Consider the following 26,817-nt stretch of genomic DNA (forward strand, 5'->3'; position numbering starts at 1 on the left):
TTCAGATCTCCAGCGGCGTGACGCCCATGAAGGCGCCCAGGTGGCCGAGTTGGGCGAAGGCCATTTCCGGGCCGGTCTGCACCGCGCAGCCAACCTGGCGTGCCCGGTTCAGCAGCGGGGTAATCTCGGGCGAGGTGACCACGTCGGCGACCAGGGTTTCGGCTTGCAAGGTGGCGAGCAGTGCGGCAGGCAGCGGCAGCTCCGCGCTGCCGCCCATGCCGACCGGGGAGGCGTTGACCAGCAGATCGAAGCCTTCCAGCCCGTCGACCCGGGTGGCGATTTCGACCGTGGGGAAGGCATTGCCGAGCAGTTCGCACACAGCGCCCATGCGCGCTGTGCTGGGGTCGCTGAGGGTGATGCTGGCGATGCCGGCCTCGCCCAGCGCATAGGCGATGGCACTGCCGACCCCGCCGCAACCGATCACCAATGCATGCTTGCCTGCCGGCTCGAAGCCATGTTTGCGCGCAGCACCGAGGAAGCCGGCGCCGTCCACGTTGTCGCCCATCAGGCGGCCGTCATGCTCACGGCGAATGACATTGACCGAGCCGAGGGCGGCTGCGCGCTCGCTCAGGCCGTCCAGGCGGCTGGCCAGGGCCTGCTTGTACGGCACGGTGACCACGCAACCGCGCAGGTTCTGCCAGCCGCGCAGGGTGCCGGCAAAGGTCTCCAGCGCGGCCTCCTGCAGGTCGATGGGCAGCATGGCGAGGTTGCAGTTGTTGTTGGCGAACCAGGTGTTGAAGTTTTCGGGGGACTTCACCTGGGCAATGGGCGAACCGACGATGGCGACCAGTTCAGTAGAACCACGAATCATGCTGACCTCCTTTTTGGCGTTGTTATGGAGGGCAAGGGTGAGGCAAGGGGGCATGGGCAACAATGCGCTGATCGGGTATTTAGTGCGATAATCGCATTGTTGATCCGGTTATCGCGTTAATCGGCTGAAATACCCCTGCTTGCGAGTCGAATAAATGAACACGCCCACTATCCACCCCCGTGACCTGATCGCCGGCTTGCAGAAAGGCCTGGCGCTGATGCAGCTGTTCAGCGCCGAGCAGCCGCGCCTGAGCGTGCCGCAGGCGGCCAGGTTGTCCGGCCTTACCCCCAGTGCCGCGCGGCGGTTTCTATTGACCTTGGTGCATGAGGGCTTTGCCGAAACCGATAGCCGTGAGTACTGGCTGACGCCCAAGGCGCTGCGCCTCGGCCAGGCGTATGTAGACTCGGCGCAGCTGCCGCGCATGCTGCGGCCGATCGTCGAGCAGGTGGCGCGGCAGACCCAGGAGCATGTGTCGGTGGGCACCCGTGATGGTGACGAGATCATCCACCTGGTGCGCAGCCGCTACAGCCATGTGGCCTCGTTGTCGATCAGGCCGGGATCGCGGGTGCCGATGTATTGCACCGCCGGCGGGCGTGTCTGGCTGGCCTGGCTGGATGAGGGGGAGCGGGATGGGTACTTTGCGCGTAACCCGCTGAGGGGGCTGACGCCTTATACGCAGACGGACCGGGTGCAGCTGGAGGCGGAGTTGCTGCGGGTGAAGGGACAGGGGTTCTGTATCGTGGACCAGGAGTATGAAATCGGCATGCGCGTGCTGGGTGTGCCACTGCTGGACCGGGCTGGCCGGCTGAAAGCGACGTTGACCATCACCACCCATGCTTCGCGGTTGAGTGTGGATGAAATACGTTTGCGGTATCTGCCGACCCTGTACGAGGCGCAGGCGCTGTTGCGGCCGGTGCTGGATTGAGGCGTCAGGGTTTGGGTGCGTGTTGCCTTCTTCGCGGCTAAAGCCGCTCCCACAGGGTACGCGGACCGCTTGTGAATTCAGTTCTCTACCTGAAAGCGCAGCCCAAAGGGCTGGGTATCTCCCACAGGGAGCGCGCTTTGGTGCGGATATGCGCGGTACCTGTGGGAGCGGGCCAAGGGCCTCGGCTTATCTCTCGATCTGGCGATTCCAGCGGGCGTTCCATTCCGGGCGCTGGGTGTTGACCTGATCCCAGTCAATGGTCACGGCAGTCTGCAGGTAGGTCTGCATGGCCTCGACCTGGCCACGGGTCTTGTCGCTGGTTGGGGTGTTGGGGTTGGACGGGATCTGGTCACCCAGCTCCAGGGCCGGCGACTGCGCCTCGGGGCTGAGCAGGAACTCGGCGAGCTTCTGCGCAAGCTCCGGCTGGTCGTTGTTGGCCGTGACGCATTCTGCCTGGTTGAGCACCACGGCACCTTCCTTGGGCGCGGCGTACTCCACCGGGATGCCTTTGAGTTTCAGCGCCGTCACCTGGGTGGGGGTAAGCGGGAACAGCGCGGCTTCGTCGGTTTGCACCATTTCCGAGAGCTTGGCCGAGTTGGGGATGTACTCCAGCACGTTCGGGCCCACGTTCTTCTGCCAGGCCGTGAAGCCCGGGTTGACGTCGGTATCGCTGCCGCCGTGCAGGCGGTTGTACATCAGGAAACCATGCAGGCCGAAGGTGGACGATGCCATCGACTGGAACACCACCTTGTCCTTGAAGCGCGGGTCGGCCAGGTCGTTCCACGAGGTGGGCGCAGCCCAGCCTTTGGCCTTGAACAGGCGGCTGTTGTAGGCAAGCCCGGTCACGCCCAGGCTGACGGCCGCGGCCTTGTCCTTGATCAGGGCCTTTTCCGGCAACTGGGCCAAGGTCGGGTTGGGTTTGAGCGTGCTGCACAGGCCCATGCCGATGGCGCGGTACATGATGCCGTCATCCAGCACCATCACATGGATCGACGGCTTGTTCGGGGTGGCCTGGACCTTGGCCAGAATGTCGGCCGAGGTGCCGGGGACGATCACCACCTTTACCCCGTTGGCCTGCTCGAACCTTGGCAGGATGTCGTCGCTGAACAGCCGCTCCATGGTGCCGCCGTTCATGCCCAGGTACAGCGTGGGTTGGGCCATGGCGGGCAGGCAGGCGAACAGGCCGGGCACGGTGCAGAACAGGGCGAGCAAACGTTGCTTGTGCGTCATGACAGGTTTTCCTTGTGGTGGTGGGGCTGGAAACGCTTGATGGAAAAGGCCGCCAGGCTGAGTGCCGGCGCGCCGTGCAGGATGCATTGCGCCAATGCTTCACCAGCGGCCGGGCCAATCTGGAAGCCGGCACCGGCAAAGCCGAAGCCATGCAGCAGCCCGGGTTGGGACAGGCTGGGGCCGAGCACCGGTTCGTCATCGGGCAGGTAGCCCTCGGTGCCGCTCCAGGTGCGAATGGCCTGGGCGCCGGCCAATGCCGGGTACAGCTCGGTGGCATTGCGCAGGATGTCGAGTACTGCGGCCTGGCCTGGGCGTGCGGTGGTCGGGGTCAGGGCAAAACCGCGCCCGCCGCCCAGCACGCAGTTACCACGCGTCACCTGGCGGGCGTAGATGCCGCCGCCTTCGACCCCGGTGCTGGCGGTCATGAACAGCGGCAGCGGCTCGGTGACCAGCATGGCCGGGTGGGCGGCGGTCAGCGGCACTGGCTCGCCGAACTGCTCGGCCAGTTGCGCCGACCAGGCACCGGCGCAATTCAACAGCCAGGGTGCCTTGAAACACTCGCCGCTGCTGGTGTGTACGCTGAAGCGGTGGCCGTCGTGGCCCACCTGCAGTACCTTGCACTGCTCATGCACCTGGGCGCCGTTGCGCCTGGCCGCCTGGGCGAAGGCCGGTGACACCAGCCGTGGGTTGGCATGGCCATCTTCGGGGCAGTACGAGGCGCCGACGGCGATATCGCCTACCCAGGGGAAGCGCTGGCGCAGTTCGTGTCGTTCAAGCAGTTGCAAGCGCAGGTCAAAAGCCTGGGTACGCCGCGCATAGGCCTTCAAGGCATCGAAGTCGGTTTCGCTGCGTGCCAGCTTCAGGTGGCCACTGCGGGCGTATTCGCCGTCGATGCCGATCCACGCGCGCAACTGCCCCCAGATGGCATGGGCACGCATCGACAACGGCAGCTGGGCCAACGAGCGGCCCTGGCGGCGCACGCCGCCGTAGTTCACCCCGCTGGAATGCGAGCCGCAGAAGTCGCGCTCCAGCAATGCCACTTGCTGGTCAGCGCGGGCCAGGGTCAAGGCCGCGCTGCTGCCGATGATGCCGCCGCCGATGATGATGGCGTCCACTTCGATCAGCTTCATGGTTTTATCTCCAGGCCGAAGGGCAGGGGTTTGACCGGTGCCTGGCCGCGCAGGCGCCCGACCTGGTCAATGGCCCGACCGCTTTCGCAAGCGATCAGCTCAGCGGCAGCGGCACCGCACACCCGCCCCTGGCAGCGGCCCATGCCGACCCGGCACATGGCCTTGACCCGGTTGATTTCCCAGTGCCCGGCACGCACGGTGGCGCGGATTTCCCCGGCGCTGATCTGCTCGCAGCGGCACACGGTGAGCTGGTCCGGGGCCTGCCGGGCCCATTGCTCGGGAAATGGAAAGGCCTGCTCCAGCCCCTGGCGGAAGCGCAGCAGGGTGGCCAGGCGCTTTTCCAGGTGCTGCTGGCGTTGCGGATTGCCGGGCTTGCCGAGGTCGGCCAGCAGTGTCAGGGCGGCCAGTTCACCGGTCATCTCGGCACCGTCGGCACCGAGGATGCCAGCACCGTCGCCCGCCAGGTACACCCCGGGGCTGCTGGCCCGGCCCTGGGCATCACGTACTGGCAGCCAGGCGCGGTTGAGCGCGCTCCAGGCGAACTGGCAACCCAACAGGTCGGCCAGTTGGGTTTCACTGCGCAGGGCGTGGGCGAATGCCACGGCGTCGCACGCCAGTTCATGTTGCTGGCCATTGTGCGACCAGCGTATACCGCTGGCCCGTTGTTCGCCGTCGATACCCAGCAGGGCCACGCCCTGGTGCACCGGTACACCCTGGCGGGCCAGCCAGGCGCGGTAGTAAAGGCCCTTGGCAAAGGTGCCCGGTTGCAGAAGCAGGCGTGGCAGGGCACGTACCTGGGCGCTGAACGGCGAGGTGTCGAGCACCGCGCTGACCGTAGCGCCGGCCTTGGCGTACTGGTACGCCACCAGGTACAGCAGCGGGCCGCTGCCGGCCAGCACCACCCGTTCACCGATCGCGCAGCCCTGGAACTTCAGGGCGATTTGCGCAGCGCCCAAGGTATAGACCCCGGGCAGGGTCCAGCCGGGTATCGGCAACACCCGGTCGGTAGCACCAGTGGCGACGATCACCCGGTCGAACGCCAGGCGGTCGGCCAACTGCCCCTGCTGCAGGGTATCCAGCACCTGCTCCTCGGCGTTCCACACCAGGGTTTCGGGGCGGTAGTCGATCTGCTCGCGCAATTGTTCGAGGGTGCTGTGCAGGGCCTGGGCCTTGTCAGCCTCGAAGCCATACAAGGCTTTGGCCGGACGGCGAAAGTTGGCTGGCTGCTGGCGGTAGATCTGCCCGCCGCCACGGCTGGCCTCGTCCAGCAGTATCGGGCGTATGCCTTGGGCCACCAGGGTTTGCGCGGCGCGGATGCCGGCCGGGCCGGCGCCGATGATCACGATCGCACTCATGGCTGGCGCCCCGGGTCGCGGGTCACGCAATGGCCCGGTTCCAGGAAGGTCGAGCAGGCACGTACCCGACGGCCATCCTGCAGGCGTACCCAGCAGTCCTGGCAGGCGCCCATCAGGCAGAAGCCGGCGCGTGGTTCGGCGCTGAAGTCGCTGCCGCGCAGGTGCCCGGCATTGGTCAGGATCGCCGTCAGCAGGGTATCGCCGTTCATGCCGTTGGCCGGTTGGCCGTCGAGCAGGAAGGGCAGTGGCTCGCGGTCGTGTTCGGCCACGCGCTTGAACAGGGGCATAGGGGCATTCCTTGTCATTGCTTGCCCACCAGCACGCGGTCCAGGCCATATACCCGGTCCAGGGCGACCATGGTCAGGGCGGTGACGGCGATCACCAGCGCAGAGACGGCGGCCATCATCGGGTCGATGGATTCGGTGGCATATACGTACATGCGCACTGGCAGTGTCTGGGTGGCGGGCGAGGTGACGAAGATCGACAGGGTCACTTCGTCGAAGCTGTTGATGAACGCCAGCAGCCAGCCGCCGGCCACGCCGGGCAGGATCATCGGCAGGGTGACCTTGCAGAACAGCGTCACCCGGCCAGCCCCCAGGCTTTGCGCGGCCTGTTCGGCGCTGCGGTCGATGCCGATGGCTGCGGCCAGTACCAGGCGCAGTACGTAAGGGGTGATCACCACCACATGGGCGAACACCAGCCAGGCGAAGCTGCCATTGACCCCCAGCAGGGCGAACAGCCGCAGCAGGGCCACACCCAGCACCAGGTGCGGGATGATGATCGGCGACAGCAGCAGGCCGTTGAGGAAACCTTGGCCGGGGAAGCTGTAGCGGGTGATCGCCAGGCCCGCCGGTACGGCGATCAGGGTGGCCAGCGAGGCAGCCAGGGCCGCGAGCTTCAGGCTGTTGTAGAACGCATCGAGGAAATCGGCACGCTCGAACACGGCGCTGAACCAGCGCAGCGAGAAGCCGGCGGTGGGCAGGCTCAGGGTGTTTTCCGGGGTGAATGCCACCAGGCACACCACCACCAGCGGGGCGAGCATGAACAGCATCACCAGGGCGTGAAAAGACAGGGCCAGCGGGCCGTTACGGGTCATGGGTTCAGACTCCAAGTGCGCGTTTGTAGCGGCGTTCGACCAGCCGGTTCCAGCTGAGCATCACCAGCAGGTTGATCAGCAGCAGGGCCACGGCGATGGTGGCACCCATCGGCCAGTTCAGTTCGGCCAGGTACTGGTCGTAGATCAGGGTGGCGACCATTTTCAGCCGGCGCCCGCCCAGCAGGCCGGGGATGGCGAACGAGCTGGCGGCCAGGCCGAACACGATCAGCGTGCCTGACAGCACGCCGGGCATGATCTGTGGCAGCACGATGCGGCGGAACACCGTCCACTGGCTGGCGCCCAGCGACAGCGCGGCCTGCTCGGCGGCCGGGTCGAGCTTCTGCAGCGAGGTCCACACCGGGATGATCATGAACGGGAGCATCACGTGGACCAGGCCGATGATCACCGCAAAGGGCGTATACAGCAGCTTCACTGGCTGCCCGCCGAGGGCGGTGATGCCCTGGTTGACCAGACCATCGGCGCCCAGCAGCAGGCTCCAGCCAAAGGCTCGCACCACCACCGAAATCAGCAGCGGCGTCAGTACCAGGATCAGGAAGATCGAGCGCCACGGCGCGCCCATGCGGCTGAGCACCAAGGCTTCGGGAATGCCGATCAGCACGCACAGCAGGGTGACCAGGGCGCTGACCCAGAAGGTGCGCAGAAAGATCTCGTAGTAGTAGGTGTCGGTCACCAGGCTCAGGTAATGGCCGAGGGTGTACTGGCCAGCCTGGATGCCGCTGCTGTAGTCGAACACGTTGAACGAAAGCAGCAGGGTCAGCCCCAGTGGCACCACCAGCAAGGCCAGGAACAACAGCAGGGCCGGGCTGCTCAGGCCGTAGCCCCAGGCGCTGCTGTGCAGCTTTGCCGCGCTCATGCCGCCACCTCGCCAGCGTTCAGCACCCGCAGCAGGGCATCGTTCCAGTCCAGGCCGACCTGTGTGCCTTCATCCAGCGGTGTGCTGCCGTCGTTGGCACGAACCACGGCCAGGTTGCCCAGGGCGGTGTCGACCCTGTACAGCCATTGGCTGCCGAGGAAGTAGCGGCAGCTGATGCGGCCTGCGAGCTTGCCGCTGCCGGCCGGGCCGAGGCTGATCTTCTCCGGGCGCAGGCTGAGGGTCAGTGGGCCCTGGGCATTCGCCTGTGGTTGCCCGCCGGGTCCGGTTACGCCGCGCAGGCGGTTGGCCTTGCCGACAAAGTCGGAAATGAAGGGTGTGCCTGGGTGTTCGTAGAGGCGGTAGGGGTCATCGACCTGGGTGATGCGCCCGGCCTCCATCACCACCACCCGGTCGCTGATCGACAAGGCCTCGGCCTGGTCGTGGGTGACCATCAAGGTCGTAATGCCGACCTCGTTCTGGATGCGGCAGATCTCGAACTGCATTTCTTCACGCAGGTGCGCGTCCAGGTTGGACAGCGGCTCGTCCAGTAGCAGCACCGGTGGTTCGATCACCAGTGCGCGGGCCAGGGCCACACGCTGGCGCTGGCCGCCGGAGAGCTCGCGTGGGTAGCGCTCGGCATGCTTGTCCAGGCGCACCAGCGCCAGGGCCTGGTCGACCCGGCGGGCGATGTCGGCGCTGGCCACCTTGCGCATGCGCAGGCCGAAGGCGACGTTGTCGCGCACGGTCATGTGCGGGAACAGTGCGTAGCTCTGGAACACCACGCCCAGGCCTCGGCTGGCCGGCTTGGCGTGGGTAATGTCGCGGCCGTCGAGGACGATGCGGCCGCTGGTGACCTCGACGAAGCCGGCAATCATTTGCAGGGTGGTGGTCTTGCCGCAGCCGGAAGGGCCTAGCAGGGAGACGAACTCGCCTTTTTCGATGGCGAGTGACGAGCTGGCCACTGCCTCCGTGGCGCCATAGCGCTTGCAAAGCTTGTCGATCAACAGAAAGGTCATGGCTGTGCTCCATCGCAAACGGAACCGGGGTCAACCGGCAGTTTCAGGGTGGGCAGAGCGCCAGCGGCGAAAAGCAAAGCTTTACGGACGTTGGCGCTCGCTGCTGTGGCGGCGGCCGATGTTGTGATATCGCCCTATGGACCGGAGAGTAGGGCAATGATTAGGATGTCGACAAAGGGTAATTTCACTCAGTGACAGCTATTTTGAAATTATTCCACTGACTGAAATTTGCAGGGGTTTAGCGAAAAATGGATTCCGATAAACGAAACGAACAGGCCAGGGAAGTGGGTGTCAGTGCGGTGTCCCGTTTGTTCGCCGTGTTGCGAGCGCTGGGCGATTGCGGCGGCGAGGGTGAGAAGGTCAGCCAGCTGGCACAGCGGGTGGGCCTGGCGCAACCCACCACCCACCGTCTGTTGCGCAGCCTGATTGAAGAAGGCATGGTCGACCAGTGCGCGACCAGCAAGCGCTACCGCCTGAGCCTGGACTTCTTTGCCCTGGCGGCCAAGGCCGGGCAAGCGGGCAACCTGCGCGATGTGGTGCGCCCGAGCCTGCTGCGGCTGTCGGCCTCGCTGGGTGATTCGCTGTTTCTGCTGGCGCGTTCGGGGTTTGATGCGGTGTGCCTGGACCGTAGCGAAGGGCCATACCCGATCCGTACCTTCACTGGCGATATTGGCGGCCGGGTGGCCTTGGGCGTGGGGCAGGGCAGCCTGGCTATCCTGGCTTTCCTGCCAGAGGAGGAGCGTGACGAGGTGATCCGTTACAACCTGCCGCGGCTGAAGGATTTCCACCATTACGACGAAGTCATGTTGCGCGCCGAAATCGACAATGTGCGCAGCCTCGGCTATGCGGGGCGCAACACCGGTGTGCTCGATGGCATGGCCGGCCTGGCGGTGCCGATCCTCGATCGCAACGGCCATGCGGTGGCGGCCCTGAGCGTGGCGACCATCAGCGACCGCCTGGGGCCCAACCGCATGCCGACCGTGGTGGCGCTGCTCAAGCGTGAGGCGGCGGCGATTGGCGAGCGGATCAACCCGTTCGACCCGGTGCTGCGCCGGCCTTCGCATGTGTTTGGTTGAGGGCCATTTTGCTCAGGGCAGTTGTTTCTGCCGGTACGGGGCAAGCCCAGGGCCGGATGCTGTCCCTGTGGGAGCGGGTTCACCCGCGAAGCAGGCAACGCGGTGGATGGCACCGGCTTCGCCGGTGTTCGCGGGTGAACCCGCTCCCACACTGAACCGAGCAAACGTTCGAGGTGCTGGTCAGGGCAGTTGTTTCTGCCGGTAGGGAGCAGGCCTGGGCCGGATGCTGTCCCTGTGGGAGCGGGTTCACCCGCGAAGCAGGCAACGCGGTGGATGGCACCGGCTTCGCCGGTGTTCGCGGGTGAACCCGCTCCCACACTGAACCGAGCAAACGTTCGAGGTGCTGGTCAGGGCAGTTGTTTCTGCCGGTAGGGAGCAGGCCTGGGCCGGATGCTGTCCCTGTGGGAGCGGGTTCACCCGCGAAGCAGGCAACGCGGTGGATGGCACCGGCTTCGCCGGTGTTCGCGGGTGAACCCGCTCCCACACTGAACCGAGCAAACGTTCGAGGTGCTGGTCAGGGCAGTTGTTTCTGCCGGTAGGGAGCAGGCCTGGGCCGGATGCTGTCCCTGTGGGAGCGGGTTCACCCGCGAAGCAGGCAACGCGGTGGATGGCACCGGCTTCGCCGGTGTTCGCGGGTGAACCCGCTCCCACACTGAACCGAGCAAACGTTCGAGGTGCTGGTCAGGGCAGTTGTTTCTGCCGGTAGGGAGCAGGCCTGGGCCGGATGCTGTCCCTGTGGGAGCGGGTTCACCCGCGAAGCAGGCAACGCGGTGGATGGCACCGGCTTCGCCGGTGTTCGCGGGTGAACCCGCTCCCACACTGAACCGAGCAAACGTTCGAGGTGCTGGTCAGGGCAGTTGTTTCTGCCGGTAGGGAGCAGGCCTGGGCCGGATGCTGTCCCTGTGGGAGCGGGTTCACCCGCGAAGCAGGCAACGCGGTGGATGGCACCGGCTTCGCCGGTGTTCGCGGGTGAACCCGCTCCCACACTGAACCGAGCAAACGTTCGAGGTGCTGGTCAGGGCAGTTGTTTCTGCCGGTACGGAGCAGGCCTGGGCCGGATGCTGTCCCTGTGGGAGCGGGTTCACCCGCGAAGCAGGCAACGCGGTGGATGGCACCGGCTTCGCATACCTGCCTACTCCGTCGCCTCGGCCACGCCCTGGTCTTCACCCAGGAACCCGCCGCTCTGGTGCTGCCACAACCGCGCATAAGTGCCATTCTTCGCCAGCAGTTGCGCATGGGTGCCTTGCTCGATGATGCGCCCTTCATCCATCACGATCAGCCGGTCCATGGCAGCAATCGTCGACAACCGGTGGGCGATGGCGATGACGGTCTTGCCTTGCATCATTTCATCCAGGCTCTCCTGGATGGCCACTTCCACTTCCGAGTCCAGCGCACTGGTGGCTTCGTCCAGCAGCAGGATCGGCGCGTTCTTCAGCATCACCCGGGCAATCGCGATGCGCTGGCGCTGACCACCTGACAACTTGATGCCGCGCTCACCCACCAGGGTGTCGTAACCGATGTTGCCCTGGCGGTCGCTGAGCTGGCTGATGAAGCCATCGGCCTGGGCGTTGGCCGCAGCGGCGCGGATCTGCGCCTCGGTCGCATCGGGGCGGCCATAGGCGATGTTGTCGCGAATCGAACGGTGCAGCAGCGAGGTGTCCTGGGTGACCATGCCGATGGCGCCGCGCAGACTGTCCTGAGTGACCTTGGCCACGTTCTGCCCGTCGATGCGGATTTCACCACGATCCACGTCGTAGAAGCGCAGTAGCAGGTTGATCAAGGTGGACTTGCCGGCGCCGGAGCGGCCGACCAGGCCGACTTTTTCGCCCGGGCGGATGTGCAGGCTCAGGTCGTTGAGCACCTGACGCTCGCCGTTGTAGTTGAAGCTGACCTTGTCAAAACTCACCGCGCCCCCCGTGGTTACCAGCTCCACAGCATCCGGCGCATCCTTTACCTTGGGGCCGCGGGTGAGGGTGGCCATGCCGTCCTGCACGGTGCCGATGTTTTCGAACAGCGAGGTGATCTCCCACATGATCCAGTGCGACATGCCGTTGATACGCAAGGCCATGGCGGTGATCGCCGCCACCGCCCCGGTGCCGACCTGGCCTTGGTGCCACAACCACAACGCATAGCCGCCAGCCGCAATGATCAAGCCCACCACCAGCGCCTGGTTGACGATTTCGAACTGGCTGACCAGACGCATCTGGCGAAAGCCGGTCTGCTTGAAGTCCTCCATGGCGGCGCGCGCGAAGTGCGCTTCGCGATTGGCGTGCGAGAACAATTTCACCGTGGTGATATTGGTGTAGGCATCAGAAACCCGCCCGGTCATCGACGATCGGGCATTGGCCTGCTCCTGGCCGACCTTGCCCAGGCGTGGTACGAAATACAGCATGGCCAGGCCGAACAGCACGACCCAGGCAATGAATGGCAGCATCAGCTTCAGGGCAAAGCCACCGGCCAGGGCAATGATCGCGATGAAGTACACGCCGATCCCGGGCAGGATTTCGATGAGGGTGAACAACACATCGCGTACTGCCAGTGCCGTCTGCATCACCTTGGTGGTGACCCGGCCGGAAAACTCGTCAGAGAAGAACGACAAGCTCTGGCGCAGCATCAGCCGGTGAAAGTCCCAGCGCAGTCGCAGCGGCAAGTTGATCGCCAGTACCTGATGTTGAACCATGGTACGCAGCGCCACCAGTCCGATGCTGACCAGCAGGACGATGCCGATGCCCCACAGCACTCGCTTTTCTTCAGGGCCAACGGCGCCGCCGGCTTGCCATGCCGCGAGCAGGTCGACCACCTGGCCGAGGAAGGCAAACAGCCAGGCTTCGTAGATCGAGACCCCGGCACTGAGCAATGCCAGTGCCAGGATGTAGCCACGGGCGCCGCGGGTACAGGCCCACATGAAGCGCAACAGGCCCATCGGCGGCGGTGGCACCTCGTCGGGTGGGAAGGGGTCGAGCCAGCGCTCAAAGATACGAAGCATGCTTGTCTCCGGAAAGTCCGTTTTCGCTTAGCCGGTAACCATAACGCACAGCGAGGCATTCGCCTGTCGACAAGCCGGGCGTGGGCTGCAAAGCAGCCCTGGTCAAACCGGCAAACCTTAACTGACTGACACTGGCCCTACGGCGGTTGTTAACAAAACTTTGCAATTTATTACATTTCTGCTTTATCTCGTTTTTCCTATGTGCTGTAGAATTGACGTTTTAGGCTGTCTCTCATCTACTTGTCGTTTTTTTGACGTATGTCATGATGCCCCAGTTGCAGATGAGCTACCGTTGCCTTCCAAACCGTTCAATCTAATTTTGCAGAGCCAGTGTTTTGACGAATGGAATGCCGTTGTTGGCTATTTCCGGCTTAGGCGCCGAAAGCAGTCAGCTTCATGTACAAGGACTGTATTGGTTGGCCTGTGACAGCACAGAAGACGCCACCTTGCTATGCCGCCAGGTGCTCGGGGGGCTGCTCAAGCCCGTTCGGGCAGCCTTGGTCGCCGATGCGCAAGCCATGGGTGACGTGCTGGGTGCGCTCGATGCCGCGCAGGGCCCTGCCGAACTGGCGCTGTACGAAGCTGACCCGCAAGCCGTCCAGCACCTGGTCGATGACCTGCCGCGTATCGACGCTGCCGGGCGTGTGCTGGTGCTGCTGGGGTCCGCCGACGCCTGGGGTACCGGCAACGTTGAACGCTGGTGCAATACGCTGCGCCCGGTGTTGTTGGCCGAGGCCGCGCTATTGCTGGTCATCAGTAGCGGCCAGAGCGCCGGGTTGGTAGAGCGCCTGCGCGTGTTCAACCAGAGTGTCGATGGGCTGGCCCAGGTGTACCGCGGCAAAGGCGGGGTACGCTACCTGCAGCATTTCTGGAGCAACCCGCTCGGCAAAACCGGTACGCGTGATGTGGAACTTACGCGGCTTGACGCGGGCTTTGCCGCTGCCGGGGCGCCGCAGGCACCCAGCGACACCGGTGGCGACGAGCTGTTGTGCCTGGCCCAGCGCCCGGTGCTGGAAGGTGCGCCAGCCTTCTCCGAGCACTGGCAGGTCTGCGAGAGCCTTGAGGAACTGGGCGCCAAAGCCAGCCGGGCGGTTTCCGCCACGGTCATCTTTGCCATGGATGGCGGGCAGCGGCTGGATAGCCTGGCGCGCCAGCTGCACCGCTTGCGCCAGTTGCGTGGCAGTGCTCTGAAGCTGGTGGTGCGCGAGATGGCGCCGACCCTGCGCTACCAGGACGAACAGCTGTTGCTGGCCTGCGGGGCCAGCCAGATCGTGCCGTTCGGTGCCAGCCTGTCTCGCTTCCTGACCATGGTCGAGAGCATCCAGGGATACCTCTGGCGCCGGCACCTGCCAAGCGATTTCGATGCCTTGCTCGCACGCCTGCGGCCGCTGGCCATTTGCGGGCTGGTGGCGCCGAGCGCGTTCGCCGAAGCCGTGCAGACCATGTGGCACGGGGTGCGCAACGGCGAAATCGTCCACCAGTTGCTGGTGTTGCGCCCGGCCCCTGGCCTGACCCCGCTGCAAGCTTGCTCGCGTACGGTGTTTCGCCGCGACGGTGACATCGCCTGCGTGGTGGGCGAAGTGCTGTTCCTGTTCCTGTTCGCCTGCCGCTCCGAAGGCGTCGAACAAGCGCTTGACCACATCTTCCAGTTGTCGTGGAAAGAGCTGTTCATCAGCCAGGAGGTGCTTGCCGGTGTCGATAGCCTGGCCAGCCCTGCCTTCCTCGACGACAGTGTGCCACGGCCACCCCGGCTCGACGCGGCAGCGCACCTGTCTGCCCAGGCACGGCCGGCCCTGGCGCCGCGCCGGGTTGCCTTGGGCAAGCGGGGTACCGCATGAACTTCGTGCAACTGCTGCAAGTGATCGGCATTACGGCGCTGGTCACCTTGGCGCTGGCCCTGCTGCTGTTGCGCCTGCGTGCCACGCTGCGCGACTGGCTGCGCCGCCGCCTTCCACCCCGTTACCTGAAACCGCGGGGTGTACGCCACCGCGCTGCACGCCAGGAACCCCGTAATGACTAATACATCCGCCACGTTCCCGGTACTGGCCCGCTGGCCTGGGCTGGGAGGGTGGAACCTCTATTTCCTGGCCAAGTTCCTGCTGGTCGCCCTTGGCATGCTCGACTTCCAGGCGCTGCCGAACCTGCTGTTCGCCGCGTTTCTACTGGTGCCGTTGCCGGGCAAGTGGCTGCGTATTGCGCGGCAGCTGGCCGCAGTACCGATTGGCATCGCGTTGTTCTACCAGGACACCTGGCTGCCGCCCTTCAGCCGCCTGCTGGCGCAGCCGGGGGTGTTCGATTTTTCGTGGGACTACCTGCTCGAACTGCTCGGCCGGTTCATCAACTGGAACCTGCTGGGTGCGCTGGCGTTGTTGCTGGTGGGCTACCTGTACCTGCGCCATTGGCTGCGGCTGAGTACCCTGAGCCTGCTGGGTCTGGCGTGGTTGGCCGTTGGCGGCCTGCCATCGCTGGGGTTCAACGCGGGCCAGGCACCTGGCGCCGCGGCTGCCAGCCCCGCCGAGCAGGCGCAGGCCACCGCGGTTGCCGACAACGCCACGCTCGACAGCTGGCTCGAGCGGTTCTTCGCCAGTGAGCGTGAACGGGTGACAGCATTCCCGGCCATGAAGGCCGATGAGCAGCCGTTTGACCTGCTGGTAATCAACATCTGTTCGCTGGCCTGGGATGACCTGTCCGCCGTCGGGTTGCGAGACAACCCGCTGTTCTCGCGCCTGGACGTGATCTTTGACCAGTTCAACTCGGCCACGTCCTACAGCGGGCCGGCTGCCATCCGCGTGCTGCGAGCCAGCTGCGGGCAGTCGTCCCACGCCGGCCTTTACCAGGCCGCCCCGGAGCAATGCCTGTTGTTCCAGAACCTGGCCAGGCTCGGCTTCCAGAGCAACACCTTGCTCAACCACAGCGGCCGCTTCGACAACTTCATCGGCGACATCACCCAGCAGCACATGCCACAACCTGGCCTGCGCAACACCGACTTCCCGCGGGCACTGGTCGGCTTCGACGGCTCGCCGATCGCCAGCGACCTCGAGGTGTTGCGCCGCTGGTGGGGGCAGCGCCAAGGCGCGTCGGCCGAGCATGTGTCGCTGTTCTACAACAGCATCAGCCTGCATGACGGCAACCGTATCGTCACCGCCGACGGCGGTACCCGTGTGGCCGATTACACCACCCGCGCCACCCGCCTGTTCGGCGAGCTGGGCAGCTTCCTCGATGAACTGGAGCGCAGCGGCCGTCGCGTGGTCGTGGCCTTTGTCCCGGAACATGGCGCCGCGCTGCATGGCGACCGCATGCAGCTGTCGGGCATGCGTGAAATCCCCACACCGTCGATTACCCATGTGCCGGTGGGCCTGAAGTTCATCGGCATGGGCCAGCCTGCCCGCAGCGAGCCGCTGCATGTTTCGGCACCCACCAGCTACCTGGCGCTGTCCGAGCTGATCTCGCGCGTGTATGCGGGCCTGGGCGAGCAGCAGGTGCTGGATGTGCCCAGCCTGTTGAGCGACCTGCCGACCACCGAACCGGTCGCGGAAACCGCAGGTGCGCAGATACTGAACTACCAGGGGCGCGCCTACATGCGCCTGCAAGGCCAGCCCGACTGGCAGCCTATCCCGAAGGAGCGCCCATGATCACTGGCAAGGCAGACCCTGCCGACCGCAGCGACGATATCGCCCAGTTGCGCCAGCACCTGGACATGCCGGACCTGAACTATCAGGACATCTCTTTGCTGGTGGGTGTCCAGCAGGCCCTGCAGCGCTGGCCGCTGCTGGGCGAAAGCTGCCGGGCCAGCGCCCAGGGCACGTTGTACACGACGGCGCCGCGGCGTGAGGTGCTGTCGCCATGACCAGCCTGGCGTTGCACGGGGTGCGCGGTGGCCTGGGGCGCAGTGCCTTGCTGGCCGCGCTGGGCTATGCGTTGCAGGGGGCAGGGGAGCGGGTCCTGCTGGTCGACCTGTGCCCAAGCAATCTGCTTGGGCTGCACTTCAACCTGCCCCTCGACATGCGCGAGGGATGGGCGCTTGCCGAGTGGGAAGGGCGGCCGTTCAGCGATGCCCTGTACGAGGTGCTCGATGGCCTGAGCCTGATGCCGTTCGGCAATCTGCCTGCCGGCACGCGGCAGCCGTTGCCCGACGCTGAAGCCTGGCGCGCTCGCCAGGTCGAGTTGGCCGAACACTTCGACTGGTTGCTGTTCGACCTGCCGCAACTGCCGGCTGATGTTGCTGGCCAGAGCATCGAGACCGACGTGCGGGTATTGGTGGCTGAGGCCGAGATGGCCAGCCATCTGCTGCTCGGGCGCCGGCCGGTCGAGCAGTACGACCTGCTGCTCGTCAACCGCTACGACCCGGCCAGCCGCTTGCAGAGCGACCTGCTGATGGTGTGGCGCGACCTGTTCCGTGATCGTTTGCCAATCCAGGTGGTGCACCGTGACGAGGCCTTTCTCGAGGCCCTGGCGTGCAAGGCACCGCTTGGCCACTACGCGCCGCAGAGCCTGGCTTGCCGGGACGTGCAGAGCCTGGCGGTGCGCTGCCTGACGAGGCGCCGGTCGTGACCCTGAACCCCTTGTCTGCCTATAGCTGGTTCAGCACGCGTGGCGCGCGGCAGCCGGTCGCCTGGCTGTTTACCCTTGGCGTGTGGCTGGCCTTCCTGTTCCTGCGTCTGGAGTCGCCCGCCTGGCAGGCTCTGTTGGCCGAGCGGCAGCGCCTGTACCCGCAACTGGCGGGCAAGCGCCCAAGCCTGGGCGACCCGCTACGCCTGCTGATCCAGAGCCTGTGGCTGCTGGTCCGGCGCCAACCGCTACCACGCGAACCGGGGGTTGCCCGCCGAGCCTGGGGCGCGGTGCGTACGCAGCTGCGCGGCGTGCTGCAGGTGCTGCGCCACTACCGTAGCCTGCTGATCGCCCGCCTGCAGCAGCTGCCTGCGCGCTACAACGCCAGTGCTTTCAAGCAGGAGGCTTCGGCACGCTTGCGCGGCTTGAGCGTGTTCGCCCGGTGGGCGTTCTACAGCGTACTGACCCTGGGCGCCATCGGCCTGGCCGTGCTGTGCGTGACCGAACCGTTCGGCTACCTGGCGCAGCTGGTGTTCATCTTCCTGCTACTGGGCATCGCCATGCTGGTGCGGCACATTCCGGGCCGCTTCCCGACTCTGATGTTGATCGTGCTATCGACCCTCATCTCCTGCCGCTACCTGTGGTGGCGCTACACCTCGACCCTGAACTGGAACGACACCACCGGCCTGGTGTGCGGGGTGATCCTGCTGGCGGCAGAAACCTATTCATGGTTCGTGCTGATCCTGGGCTACATCCAGACCAGCTGGCCGTTGCAGCGCAAGCCGGCGAACCTGCCGGCAAATCCGGCGCACTGGCCGACCGTCGACCTGATGATCCCCACCTACAACGAAGACTTGTCGGTGGTGCGCACCACGGTGCTGGCGGCCCTTGGCCTGGACTGGCCGCGCGAGTGCCTGCGCATCTATATCCTCGACGACGGCCGGCGCGACGCGTTCCGTGCGTTCGCCGACGAAGTGGGGGTGGGCTACATCGTGCGGCCGGACAGCAAGCACGCCAAGGCCGGCAACCTCAACCATGCGCTGGGCGTGGCTGACAGCGAGCTGATCGCCATTTTCGACTGCGACCACGTGCCGGTGCGTTCCTTCCTGCAAATGACCGTGGGCTGGTTCCTCAAGGACCCGAAGCTGGCGCTGGTGCAGACGCCGCACCATTTCTTCTCGCCCGACCCGTTCGAGCGCAACCTGGGCTCGTTCCGCCGTCGCCCCAATGAAGGCGAGCTGTTCTACGGCCTGATCCAGGACGGCAACGACATGTGGAACGCGGCGTTCTTCTGCGGCTCGTGTGCCGTGCTGCGACGTACCGCGCTGGAGAGCATCGGCGGCTTTGCCGTCGAAACCGTGACCGAAGATGCCCATACTGCCTTGCGCATGCACCGCCAGGGTTGGTCATCGGCCTATCTGAGCATTCCGCAGGCGGCCGGCCTGGCCACCGAGAGCCTGTCGGCGCACATCGGCCAACGCATTCGCTGGGCCCGTGGCATGGTGCAGATCTTCCGCACCGACAACCCGCTGCTCGGCCGTGGACTGAGCCTGTTCCAGCGGGTGTGCTATGCCAACGCGATGCTGCACTTCCTGGCCGGCCTGCCAAGGCTGGTGTTCCTGACCGCGCCCCTGGCGTTCCTGTTGCTGCATGCCTACATCATCTATGCACCGGCGTTGATGATCCTGCTGTACGTGCTGCCGCACATGATCCACGCCAGCCTGACCAACTCGCGCATGCAGGGCAAGTACCGGCAGACCTTCTGGGGGGAGGTGTACGAGACCGTGCTGGCCTGGTATATCGCCCGCCCGACCACGGTCGCGCTGTTCGCGCCGAAGAAGGGCAAGTTCAACGTCACCGCCAAGGGCGGCCTGATGGAGCAGGAACAGTTCGACTGGCGTATCGCCCAACCCTACCTGTGGCTGGCGGCGCTCAACGTCGCCGGCCTGGGCTTTGCCGTGTGGCGCCTGTTCACCGGCCCGGCGGCGGAAATCGGCACGGTGATCGTCAGCTCGCTGTGGGTGATCTACAACCTGCTGATCATCGGCGCCGCCGTTGCCGTTGCCGCCGAAGTGCGCCAGGTGCGCCGTGCCCACCGGGTGCAGATGCGCTTGCCGGCGGGGCTGGTGCTGGCCAGCGGTCACGCCTACCCCTGCACCCTGGTCGACTACTCCGACGGCGGTGTCGGCCTGCATTTGCACCAGGGCCTTGAGTTGAAAGCGGGGGAGCAGGTGCGCCTGCTGCTCAACCGTGGCCAGCGCGAGTTCGCCTTCCAGGCCTGTGTCACCCGTACTGTCGGGCAACACGTGGGCCTGGTGTTCCAAGACCTCAGCCAGCAACAGCGTATCGACCTGGTCCATTGCACCTTTGCCCGCGCCGATGCCTGGCTTGGCTGGAACGAGCAGCACGAGGTCGATCGCCCGCTGCGCAGCCTGGTCGACGTGCTGAAGCTGGGCGGTGTCGGTTACCTGCGCCTGGTCGAGCACCTGCCGCCATGGCTGCGGGCGTGGCTGCGCCCACTGCGCACGCTGGCGCACTGGCTGGCCAGCTACAGGCCCCGCACACCACGGCCTGTCCTTTCCATGAACCCTGTTGATCGAGACGCATGATGACTGGTTATCCCGCGCGTACCTGGGGCCTGGCGATGGCGCTGCTTGCTGCCTTGTCGCAGAGCGCCGCTGCCGCCTCCGTAGCCCCGCTTGCCGAGCCGGCCGTACCCACGGTACCGAACTGGCCGGTTGCGAAAACCTTCGAGCAGCTCGGGCATGCGTCCGACAGCCTGCTGCTGGGGGTACGCAACAGCGAGCATATCGAATTCGGCCTGCGGCGCGATCGCCTGGCCACCGACGCCAGCCTGCAGCTGGACTACACACCTTCGCCCGCGCTGTTGCCGAACCTGTCGCACCTGCGCGTGTATCTCAATGACGAGTTGATGGGTGTGGTGCCAGTGGAGAAAGACCAGCTTGGCCAGCGTGTGCGCCGCCAGCTGCCACTGGACCCTAAGCTGCTCAGCGACTTCAACCGGGTTCGCCTGGAGTTCGTCGGGCATTACACCGACATCTGCGAAGACCCGGCGCACAGCGGCCTGTGGCTAAACCTGAACCGCAAGAGCCAGGTGCAGCTGCACGAACAGGCCCTGGCCCTGGACAACGACCTGGCGTACTTCCCGCTGCCGTTCTTTGACGTGCGCGACACCGGCAAGGTAACGCTGCCGGTGGTGTTCAGCGGCGTGCCGAGCCTGGGAGAGCAGCGTGCGGCGGCGATCCTGGCGTCCTACTTCGGCAGCCAGGCCGGCTGGCGCAAGGCCAGTTTCCCGGTGCTGTACAACAGCCTGCCGGCCCGTGGCGATAAACCCACGCCGAGCATCGTGTTTGCCAGCAACGACCGTCGCCCGGCCTTCCTCGCCGACCTGCAGCAGTTCCCGCCGGTCGACGGCCCGGTACTGCAAATGATCGACCACCCGGACGACCGCTTCAGCAAAGTGCTGCTGGTGCTGGGCCGCAACGACGATGACCTGGTCAAGGCCGCCTCGGCGCTGGCGGTTGGCAACAACCTGTTCCGCGGTGCCCGGGTGAAAGTCGAGCAGATGACGGCACTGCAACCGCGCCAGCCCTACGATGCGCCGAACTGGACACGCACCGATCGCCCGGTACGCTTCGCCGAGCTGCTCGATTACCCCGAGCAGCTGCAGGTCAGCGGCCTGCAACCGCGGCCGGTGACGCTGGAATTGAACCTGCCGCCCGACCTGTTCGTCTGGCGCAACCAGGGCATTCCGCTGCGTACGCTGTACCGCTACACGGCCCCGGCAGTGACCGACGAATCGCGGCTGAGCATCAGCGTCAACGACCAGTACATCACCAGCATGCCGCTGGTGGGCAATGACCGGCGCGGCGGCACACTGGAGGAAATGCGCCTGGCGGTGCTGTCCGGTGACAACACCGCATTGACCGAGAAGTCGCTGGTACCGGCGTTGAAGATCGGCGACCGCAACCGCCTGCGTTTCGATTTCAGCTTTGCCAGCACCCTGGGCAGCGCCCAGCGCGACCGCTGCCAGACCTCGTTGCCGGTGGATGTGCGTGCGGCGATCGACGACAACTCCACGATCGACCTGTCCGGTTACCACCACTACATCGCCATGCCCGACCTGCGCGCATTCGCCCGCAGCGGCTTCCCGTTCAGCCGCATGGCCGACCTTTCCGAAACGCTGGTCATCATGCCGGCCAAGCCCACGACGATGCAGGTGGGTACCTTGCTCGATGCGGTCGGTGGGCTGGCCGGGCAGATCGGCTACCCGTCGCTTGGCCTGCAGCTGGTCGATGACTGGAAGCAGGCTGCAGCGGCCGACGCCGACTTGCTGCTGCTTGGCAGCCTGCCCGAGGCGCTGGGCGATGCGCCCAACCTTGGCCTGCTGCTCAGCGCCCAGCGGGACTGGCTGCTGCAAGGCCGTAGCGCGGGTCTGCCGGGCAGCCAGCGCTTCGATACTGCGCCGGTGGCCGCGAGCAGCCGTGTGGCCGTCAGCGCGCAGGCGCCGATTGCGGCCATTACCGGGCTGAAGTCGCCGTTCCACGAGCAGCGCAGCGTTGTCGCCCTGTTGGCCAACAGCGATAGCGACTATGCGTTGCTGCGCGATGTGCTCGGCGATGTCGGCAAGCTTGATGCAGTGGCCGGTTCGGTGACGCTGGTGCGCAGCAGCGGCGTCACCAGCCAGTTCGTAGGCGAGCACTACTTTGTTGGCGCGCTGCCGTGGTGGCTGCTGCTGTGGTTCCACCTGTCCGAACACCCGGTGCTGCTGGCGGCGATCGCGGCCATTTGCGTGGTGTTGTTCGCCTTCCTGTTGTGGCGGGCACTGCGCTGGGCAGGCAAGCGTCGCCTGGGTGAGGCGGGGTGATGATGCGTCGGTTGCTGGTAGGGCTGGTCACCTTGGGCCTGCCCGTTTTCGTCAACGCCGCGCCGGCCTGTCCATGGCCCGCCTGGGACCGCTTCAAGGCTGAGCTGGTGAGCGTCGACGGTCGGGTCATCGACCCGAGCGATGAGCGCCTGATCACCACCTCGGAAGGGCAGAGCTATGCGCTGTTCTTCGCCTTGGTGGGCAATGACCGGCAAACCTTCGCGCAGGTGTTGCGCTGGACCAGCAACAACCTGGCAGAGGGCGACCTGGCCCGGCATCTGCCCGCCTGGCTGTGGGGCCGTAATGGCCAGCAGCAGTGGCAGGTACTGGATGCCAACAACGCCAGCGATGCCGACCTGTGGATTGCCTACAGCCTGCTGGAAGCCGGGCGGCTGTGGGACGAGCCGGCCTACACGCAGCTGGGCCAGCGTTTGCTGTGGCGTATCGCCGCGCAGACCGTGCGCAAGCTGCCGGGCCTCGGGCTGATGCTGCTGCCGGGGGACTACGGTTTCGAGGACGCCCGCGGCGCCCGCCTGAACCCCAGCTATTTGCCGCTGCAGTTGTTCGATCGCTTCAACCTGGTTGACCCGTTGTGGGGCGAACTGGCGGCCAACACACGGCGTTTGTGGCTGGCTTCGTCACCAAAGGGCTTTGCCCCGGACTGGCTGCTGTGGACGCCAGCCGGTGAATTGGCAGCGGACCCGCAACATGGCAGTGAAGGTGACTACGACGCCATTCGCGTCTACCTGTGGGTGGGCATGCTGGCCAAGGACGCGGCACAGCGTGCCGAGCTGGTGGCCCACTATGCCCCGATGGCGGCATTGACCGCGCGCCAGGGGCTGCCGCCAGAGCATGTGGATGCGCACAGCGGTGTTGCCAGTGGCCATGGCCCGACAGGTTTCTCTGCGGCGTTGCTGCCGTTGCTGGCGGCATCGCCGGAGCACGTCGCAGGCCTGGCGGCCCAGCGTCAGCGCTTGCGCGAGCAGCCAGTCGAAGCCAAGGCCTATTACAGCCAGGTGCTGGCGCTGTTTGGCCAGGGTTGGGACCAAGGCCGTTACCGTTTTGACCCGCACGGCCGCCTGTTGCCGGTCTGGAGCACGCCATGCAGCGAATGATTGGTGTGCTGATGCTAGCAGCGGTGACCTGCCAGGCCACCGCGCAACCCAAAGATGCCGGCGAACAGCGCCAATGGCTGTTGGACCAGGTGCGTCGCGGCGAGGCGCTGCATCGTGACGACTTGGTGCGCGACGCACTGGGGCGGCTGCAACTGCTCGAGCCGCGCAACCCGGACGTGTTGCTGGCAGCCTTGAGTCTGGCATTGCGCGAAAAGAACAGCATCGAGGCCGAGCAGTTGAGTGCCCGGATCAGTGCCATTGCGCCCGGCAGCTTGCAGGCACGCCAGGCCAGGCGTCTGCTTGAGCTGCAGCAACCGGAGCGCGCGCGGCAATTGCAGCAGGCCCGCCTGCTGGCTGTCACCGGGCGCAATGAAGAGGCGCTGGCGGCCTATGAACAGCTGTTCGCTGGCGAGCCACCAAGCCTTGAACTGGCCCTGGACTACTGGCGCGTGCGCGGCAACCTGCCAGGCCAGCGCCCTGAAGCGATCAGCCAGTTGCAGCAACTGGACCGGCAGTACCCGGGCAGTGCCGGGTTGCGCCAGACCCTGGCGGGTTGGCTGTTCGCCGAAAATCGCGACCGCGAAGCCTTGGCCTTGCTCGATCAGCTGGCACGCGACCCTGGCGCACGGGATGCCGCAGCCCAGCGTGAGTTCGACTACCTGTCCGGGCAAGCGGTGAGTGCCGCCAGCGCGGCGGCCTGGCAAGCGTTTCTCCAGCGCTACCCGGCCTCACCCTTGCAGGCGCAAGCCAGCGAGACCCTGCAGCAGCAACGCAAGCTGCTGGCCGACCCATCCTGGCAGGCTGGCCAGCGGGGCATGGCATTGCTCGACAAGGGCCGTAACGCTGAAGCCGAGGCGCAGTTGCGCCGGGCGCTGCGCCAGTACCCGGACGATGCCCGCTTGCACGGCTCCCTGGGGTATGCGCTGATGCGGCAAAGCCGCTATGAGGAGGCCAATGCGGCGTTCCGGGCGGCAAGTGCCAAGGAGCAGGACACCTACTGGATCAGCCAGTGGAAGGACCTGGAGTCGTCCAGCCAGTATTGGGCCCTGCTCAACAAAGGTGAGCGGGCCCTGCAGGCGAAAGACATGCGCGGTGCGCGCGCCTTCTACCAGCAGGCACGACAGCAGCGCCCGAAAGAGGAGTATGCCTTGCTGGGCCTGGCGGATGTCTCGCTGGCCGAGGGCGATACAGCGGCCGCCGAGCGGCAATTCCTGCAGGTTCGGCGCATGGCACCGGATAACGAAAGTGCCGTGCGCGGCCTGGTGCGCGTGTATCAGGCGCAATCGCCCGACAAGGCGCGGGCGTACCTGGAGAGCCTGCCGCCTCGGCAGCAAGCGCAGTTCGCCAGCCTGCGCCGCAGCCTGGAACTCGCCCGCCTGCGCCAGCAAGGTGACCAAGCTTTGCAGCGCCAAGACTGGGCGGCGGCCAGCCAGGCGCTGGGCCAGGCCACGGCCTTGGCGCCCGACGAGCCATGGCTGGTCTACCAGTTGGCCAACAGCCTGCGCCATCTGGGGCGTACCGCCGAGGCCGACGCGGCATTCGCCAGGATCGTGCAGCGCCAGCCGGGCGATGCCTCTACCCGCTATGCCCACGGCCTGTTCCTGGAGTCCAGCGACCGCGATGCGCTGGCCCTGGACAGCCTGGGCGCCGTACCGCAGACGGCCTGGAGTGCTGACATGCATGCACTGGAGCAGCGTATACGCCGTCGCATGACCCTGGCCTCGGCGCAGCAACTGCAAGCGCAAGGCCGCACGGCTGAAGCGACCAGCCTGCTCGAGGCCAGCCTGGCGCGTGGTGAAGGCAGCACCGACGACCTGATGCTGTTGGCTGACTGGGCGGCGGCGAACGGTGAGCCTGGTAAAGCGCGCGGCTATTACCAGCGCGTGCTTGCTGCGCAGCCTGGGCAACCGCAAGCGCGCCTTGGCCTGATCGAAAGCGCGGTGGCCGAAGGCAACCTGGCACAGGCCCGGCACATGCTGGCTGTGCAGGTGCCACAACTGGCTGCTGATGACAGCAACGCCCAGCGGCGCCTGGCAGCTGTCTGGGTCGCCTTGGGCGAACACGACCAGGCGGCCAGAATGCTCGACCAGATCGCAGCGCAGCAGCCTCGCCCCGACCCCTTGTTGCGGCGTGACGCTGCCCGCCTGGTGGCGCAGGATGACCCGCAACGGGCGCTGGACCTTTACGCCGCAGCAATGGCAGATGCGCAGTTGCTCGAGCGTGCCGCCGTGTCGCCACGGGATGACCGTGCACTGACGCTGGCCAGCCGTGAGCAGGATGACGACGACTGGCTGGCACGCAGCCTGCGCAGCGACGTCGATGCACTGTATCGCCAGCGCAATACCCATGTGACGTTGATGCACGACTACGGTTGGCGCGAGGACGATGGTACGCCGGGCACATCTGAACTGAGTACCCAGTCGACCTTGCTGCATGTCGATACCCCTTGGCAGGACGGCACTGCCTTTGCGCGGGTGGAGCGCATCGGCATGGATGCGGGCTCATTCGAGCAGAACGACCAAAGGCGCTATACCCCGGACTTCGGTAGCTGCCAGTTTGTGGGCCGCACCGCTGACGGGAAGTCGCTCCCTGCGTGCGAGGGTGGTTCGCAAACGGCGGACGGTAGCGTGCTGGCGCTGGGTTGGCAGGGCAAGCGCTGGGCCTTCGACCTGGGGACCACCCAGGGCTACGCGATCAACAACTGGTTGGGGGGCGCCACGGTCAACGGTGACCTTGGCCAGGTCGGCTGGTCGCTGACCGCTTCGCGACGGCCGATGAGCAACTCGCTGTTATCCTTTGCGGGAGTACGTGACCGCCCGACGGGCGTGCGCTGGGGTGGGGTCACGGCCAATGGCGCCACGCTCGGCCTGAGCTGGGACCAGGGCGGTGATAACGGGGTCTGGGCCAGCCTGGGGCACCACTGGCTGTATGGCGAGAACGTCGCCGACAACCAGCGCACCCGGGCCATGGCCGGCTATTACCACCGCGTGGTGGAAAAAGCCGATGAGCGTGTGCGCGTGGGCCTGACGCTGATGCACTGGCGTCACGACAAGGACCTGGGTGGCTACAGCCTGGGGCAGGGCGGCTACTACAGCCCGGAGCGCTACACATCGATTGGCGTGCCGGTCAGTTATGCCTGGCGCAACTACGACTGGTCGGTGCTGCTGGAAGGCTCCGTCAGCTGGTCCCAGGCCCACAGCGGCCGCAGCCGCCTGTACCCGGACGCGCACGTCAACCGCAAGGTACTGGCGCAGTATGACGTTGACTCCAACCTCGACGCCATGAACGACGCCAGCGACAGCAGCGGGCTGGGCTACCGCCTGCGTGGGCTGTTCGAGCGGCGCCTGAGCGACCATTGGGTGTTGGGCGCCGGCTTCGACTGGCAGCACAGTGATGACTATGCGCCTAGCCATGGCATGCTCTACCTGCGCTACCTGTTCGAGCCGTGGCGGGGCAACCTGGCGCTGCCGGTGACACCGCTGGAACCCTACAGCGAGTGGCGTTGACGAAGATGTGTCACCTTTAGGAGCGGGGGCCCTGTGGGAGCGGTTAAAGCCGCTCCCGCAGGGTACGCGTATCGCTTGCGAATTCAGTTCTCTACGCGACAGCGCAGCCCCAACGGGTTTGCTATCCCGGTGTTGACACCGGGTACGCCGCCGCCCCATTATCCAGCCATATCCACGCAACGGGCTTCCCTGCATGTCCATCTCCAACCACGCCATTTCCGCTTCGGGCTTCATCGCCCAGGCAGGCGCGTGCGTTGCCGT

General features: G+C 65.9%; 20 protein-coding genes. 11 read left to right on the forward strand and 9 right to left on the reverse strand.

Annotated elements, in window-relative coordinates; genetic code table 11:
• Window position 1 precedes the first annotated feature (1 nt).
• Window positions 2–811 (reverse strand): shikimate dehydrogenase family protein, encoded by an 810-nt coding sequence (locus tag MKK04_RS10470; RefSeq protein WP_207830465.1) that lies wholly within the window; start codon window positions 809–811, stop codon window positions 2–4.
• A 154-nt stretch (window positions 812–965) separates the two neighbouring features.
• Here MKK04_RS10470 and MKK04_RS10475 point away from each other — a divergent pair, with 154 nt between their 5' ends.
• Entirely contained in the window at window positions 966–1,736 is a 771-nt protein-coding gene (locus MKK04_RS10475; RefSeq protein ID WP_207830463.1) for an IclR family transcriptional regulator, read from the forward strand.
• A gap of 186 nt (window positions 1,737–1,922) precedes the next feature.
• Here the strand turns inward: MKK04_RS10475 and MKK04_RS10480 are convergent, their stop codons facing one another.
• The 7 genes from MKK04_RS10480 to MKK04_RS10510 are packed head-to-tail and all read right to left on the reverse strand — an operon-like array spanning window position 1,923 to window position 8,437.
• Complete coding sequence (locus MKK04_RS10480) at window positions 1,923–2,966, reverse strand: polyamine ABC transporter substrate-binding protein (protein WP_063913622.1); 1,044 nt, start codon at window positions 2,964–2,966, stop codon at window positions 1,923–1,925.
• Window positions 2,963–4,096, reverse strand: coding sequence for an NAD(P)/FAD-dependent oxidoreductase (locus MKK04_RS10485; protein WP_233694914.1), 1,134 nt, complete (start codon window positions 4,094–4,096; stop codon window positions 2,963–2,965). Before MKK04_RS10485 ends, MKK04_RS10480 begins: the two co-directional genes overlap by 4 nt.
• A complete protein-coding gene (locus MKK04_RS10490; protein WP_241106557.1) occupies window positions 4,093–5,451 on the reverse strand; it encodes an FAD/NAD(P)-dependent oxidoreductase in 1,359 nt (452 codons plus the stop codon). The genes MKK04_RS10485 and MKK04_RS10490 overlap by 4 nt, the downstream gene beginning before the upstream one ends.
• The gene (locus MKK04_RS10495) at window positions 5,448–5,738 is read right to left on the reverse strand and encodes a (2Fe-2S)-binding protein (protein WP_207830453.1); all 291 of its coding nucleotides are present in this window, start codon (window positions 5,736–5,738) and stop codon (window positions 5,448–5,450) included. Before MKK04_RS10495 ends, MKK04_RS10490 begins: the two co-directional genes overlap by 4 nt.
• 14 nt (window positions 5,739–5,752) lie before the next feature.
• The gene (locus MKK04_RS10500; protein WP_025339622.1) at window positions 5,753–6,547 is read right to left on the reverse strand and encodes an ABC transporter permease; all 795 of its coding nucleotides are present in this window, start codon (window positions 6,545–6,547) and stop codon (window positions 5,753–5,755) included.
• 4 nt (window positions 6,548–6,551) lie between these two features.
• Window positions 6,552–7,421: an ABC transporter permease gene (locus MKK04_RS10505; RefSeq protein ID WP_207830450.1), complete on the reverse strand. Its 870-nt coding sequence runs from the start codon at window positions 7,419–7,421 to the stop codon at window positions 6,552–6,554.
• Window positions 7,418–8,437: an ABC transporter ATP-binding protein gene (locus MKK04_RS10510; RefSeq protein WP_207830448.1), complete on the reverse strand. Its 1,020-nt coding sequence runs from the start codon at window positions 8,435–8,437 to the stop codon at window positions 7,418–7,420. Before MKK04_RS10510 ends, MKK04_RS10505 begins: the two co-directional genes overlap by 4 nt.
• Window positions 8,438–8,685: 248 nt before the next feature.
• Here MKK04_RS10510 and MKK04_RS10515 point away from each other — a divergent pair, with 248 nt between their 5' ends.
• Entirely contained in the window at window positions 8,686–9,513 is an 828-nt protein-coding gene (locus MKK04_RS10515) for an IclR family transcriptional regulator (RefSeq protein WP_207830446.1), read from the forward strand.
• A 1,132-nt stretch (window positions 9,514–10,645) separates the two neighbouring features.
• On the opposite strand, the gene MKK04_RS10520 is transcribed toward MKK04_RS10515, so the two are convergent.
• Complete coding sequence (locus tag MKK04_RS10520) at window positions 10,646–12,499, reverse strand: ABC transporter ATP-binding protein (protein ID WP_207830444.1); 1,854 nt, start codon at window positions 12,497–12,499, stop codon at window positions 10,646–10,648.
• Between the two features lie 347 nt (window positions 12,500–12,846).
• On the opposite strand from MKK04_RS10520, the gene MKK04_RS10525 reads away from it, so the two are divergent.
• From MKK04_RS10525 to bcsC, 9 genes are read left to right on the forward strand one after another with little or no spacing between them, the layout of a single operon-like run.
• The gene (locus MKK04_RS10525; RefSeq protein ID WP_241106558.1) at window positions 12,847–14,337 is read left to right on the forward strand and encodes a BcsE family c-di-GMP-binding protein; all 1,491 of its coding nucleotides are present in this window, start codon (window positions 12,847–12,849) and stop codon (window positions 14,335–14,337) included.
• On the forward strand, window positions 14,334–14,519 hold the full coding sequence (gene bcsF, locus MKK04_RS10530; protein WP_207830441.1) for a cellulose biosynthesis protein BcsF: 186 nt from the start codon (window positions 14,334–14,336) through the stop codon (window positions 14,517–14,519). The genes MKK04_RS10525 and bcsF overlap by 4 nt, the downstream gene beginning before the upstream one ends.
• A complete protein-coding gene (gene bcsG / locus MKK04_RS10535; protein ID WP_241106559.1) occupies window positions 14,512–16,131 on the forward strand; it encodes a cellulose biosynthesis protein BcsG in 1,620 nt (539 codons plus the stop codon). The genes bcsF and bcsG overlap by 8 nt, the downstream gene beginning before the upstream one ends.
• A complete protein-coding gene (gene bcsR / locus MKK04_RS10540; protein WP_063913611.1) occupies window positions 16,128–16,346 on the forward strand; it encodes a cellulose biosynthesis protein BcsR in 219 nt (72 codons plus the stop codon). The genes bcsG and bcsR overlap by 4 nt, the downstream gene beginning before the upstream one ends.
• Window positions 16,343–17,050, forward strand: a complete 708-nt coding sequence (gene bcsQ / locus MKK04_RS10545; protein ID WP_241106560.1) for a cellulose biosynthesis protein BcsQ — start codon at window positions 16,343–16,345, stop codon at window positions 17,048–17,050. Before bcsR ends, bcsQ begins: the two co-directional genes overlap by 4 nt.
• Window positions 17,047–19,656, forward strand: a complete 2,610-nt coding sequence (gene bcsA, locus MKK04_RS10550) for a UDP-forming cellulose synthase catalytic subunit (protein ID WP_241106561.1) — start codon at window positions 17,047–17,049, stop codon at window positions 19,654–19,656. The genes bcsQ and bcsA overlap by 4 nt, the downstream gene beginning before the upstream one ends.
• Entirely contained in the window at window positions 19,656–21,935 is a 2,280-nt protein-coding gene (gene bcsB / locus MKK04_RS10555) for a cellulose biosynthesis cyclic di-GMP-binding regulatory protein BcsB (protein ID WP_402801018.1), read from the forward strand. Before bcsA ends, bcsB begins: the two co-directional genes overlap by 1 nt.
• Complete coding sequence (bcsZ, locus tag MKK04_RS10560; protein WP_207830429.1) at window positions 21,935–23,050, forward strand: cellulose synthase complex periplasmic endoglucanase BcsZ; 1,116 nt, start codon at window positions 21,935–21,937, stop codon at window positions 23,048–23,050. The genes bcsB and bcsZ overlap by 1 nt, the downstream gene beginning before the upstream one ends.
• Complete coding sequence (gene bcsC, locus MKK04_RS10565) at window positions 23,038–26,556, forward strand: cellulose synthase complex outer membrane protein BcsC (RefSeq protein ID WP_241106562.1); 3,519 nt, start codon at window positions 23,038–23,040, stop codon at window positions 26,554–26,556. Before bcsZ ends, bcsC begins: the two co-directional genes overlap by 13 nt.
• Window positions 26,557–26,817 lie beyond the last annotated feature (261 nt).

This window comes from Pseudomonas sp. LS.1a, from assembly GCF_022533585.1.
Taxonomy (GTDB): domain Bacteria; phylum Pseudomonadota; class Gammaproteobacteria; order Pseudomonadales; family Pseudomonadaceae; genus Aquipseudomonas.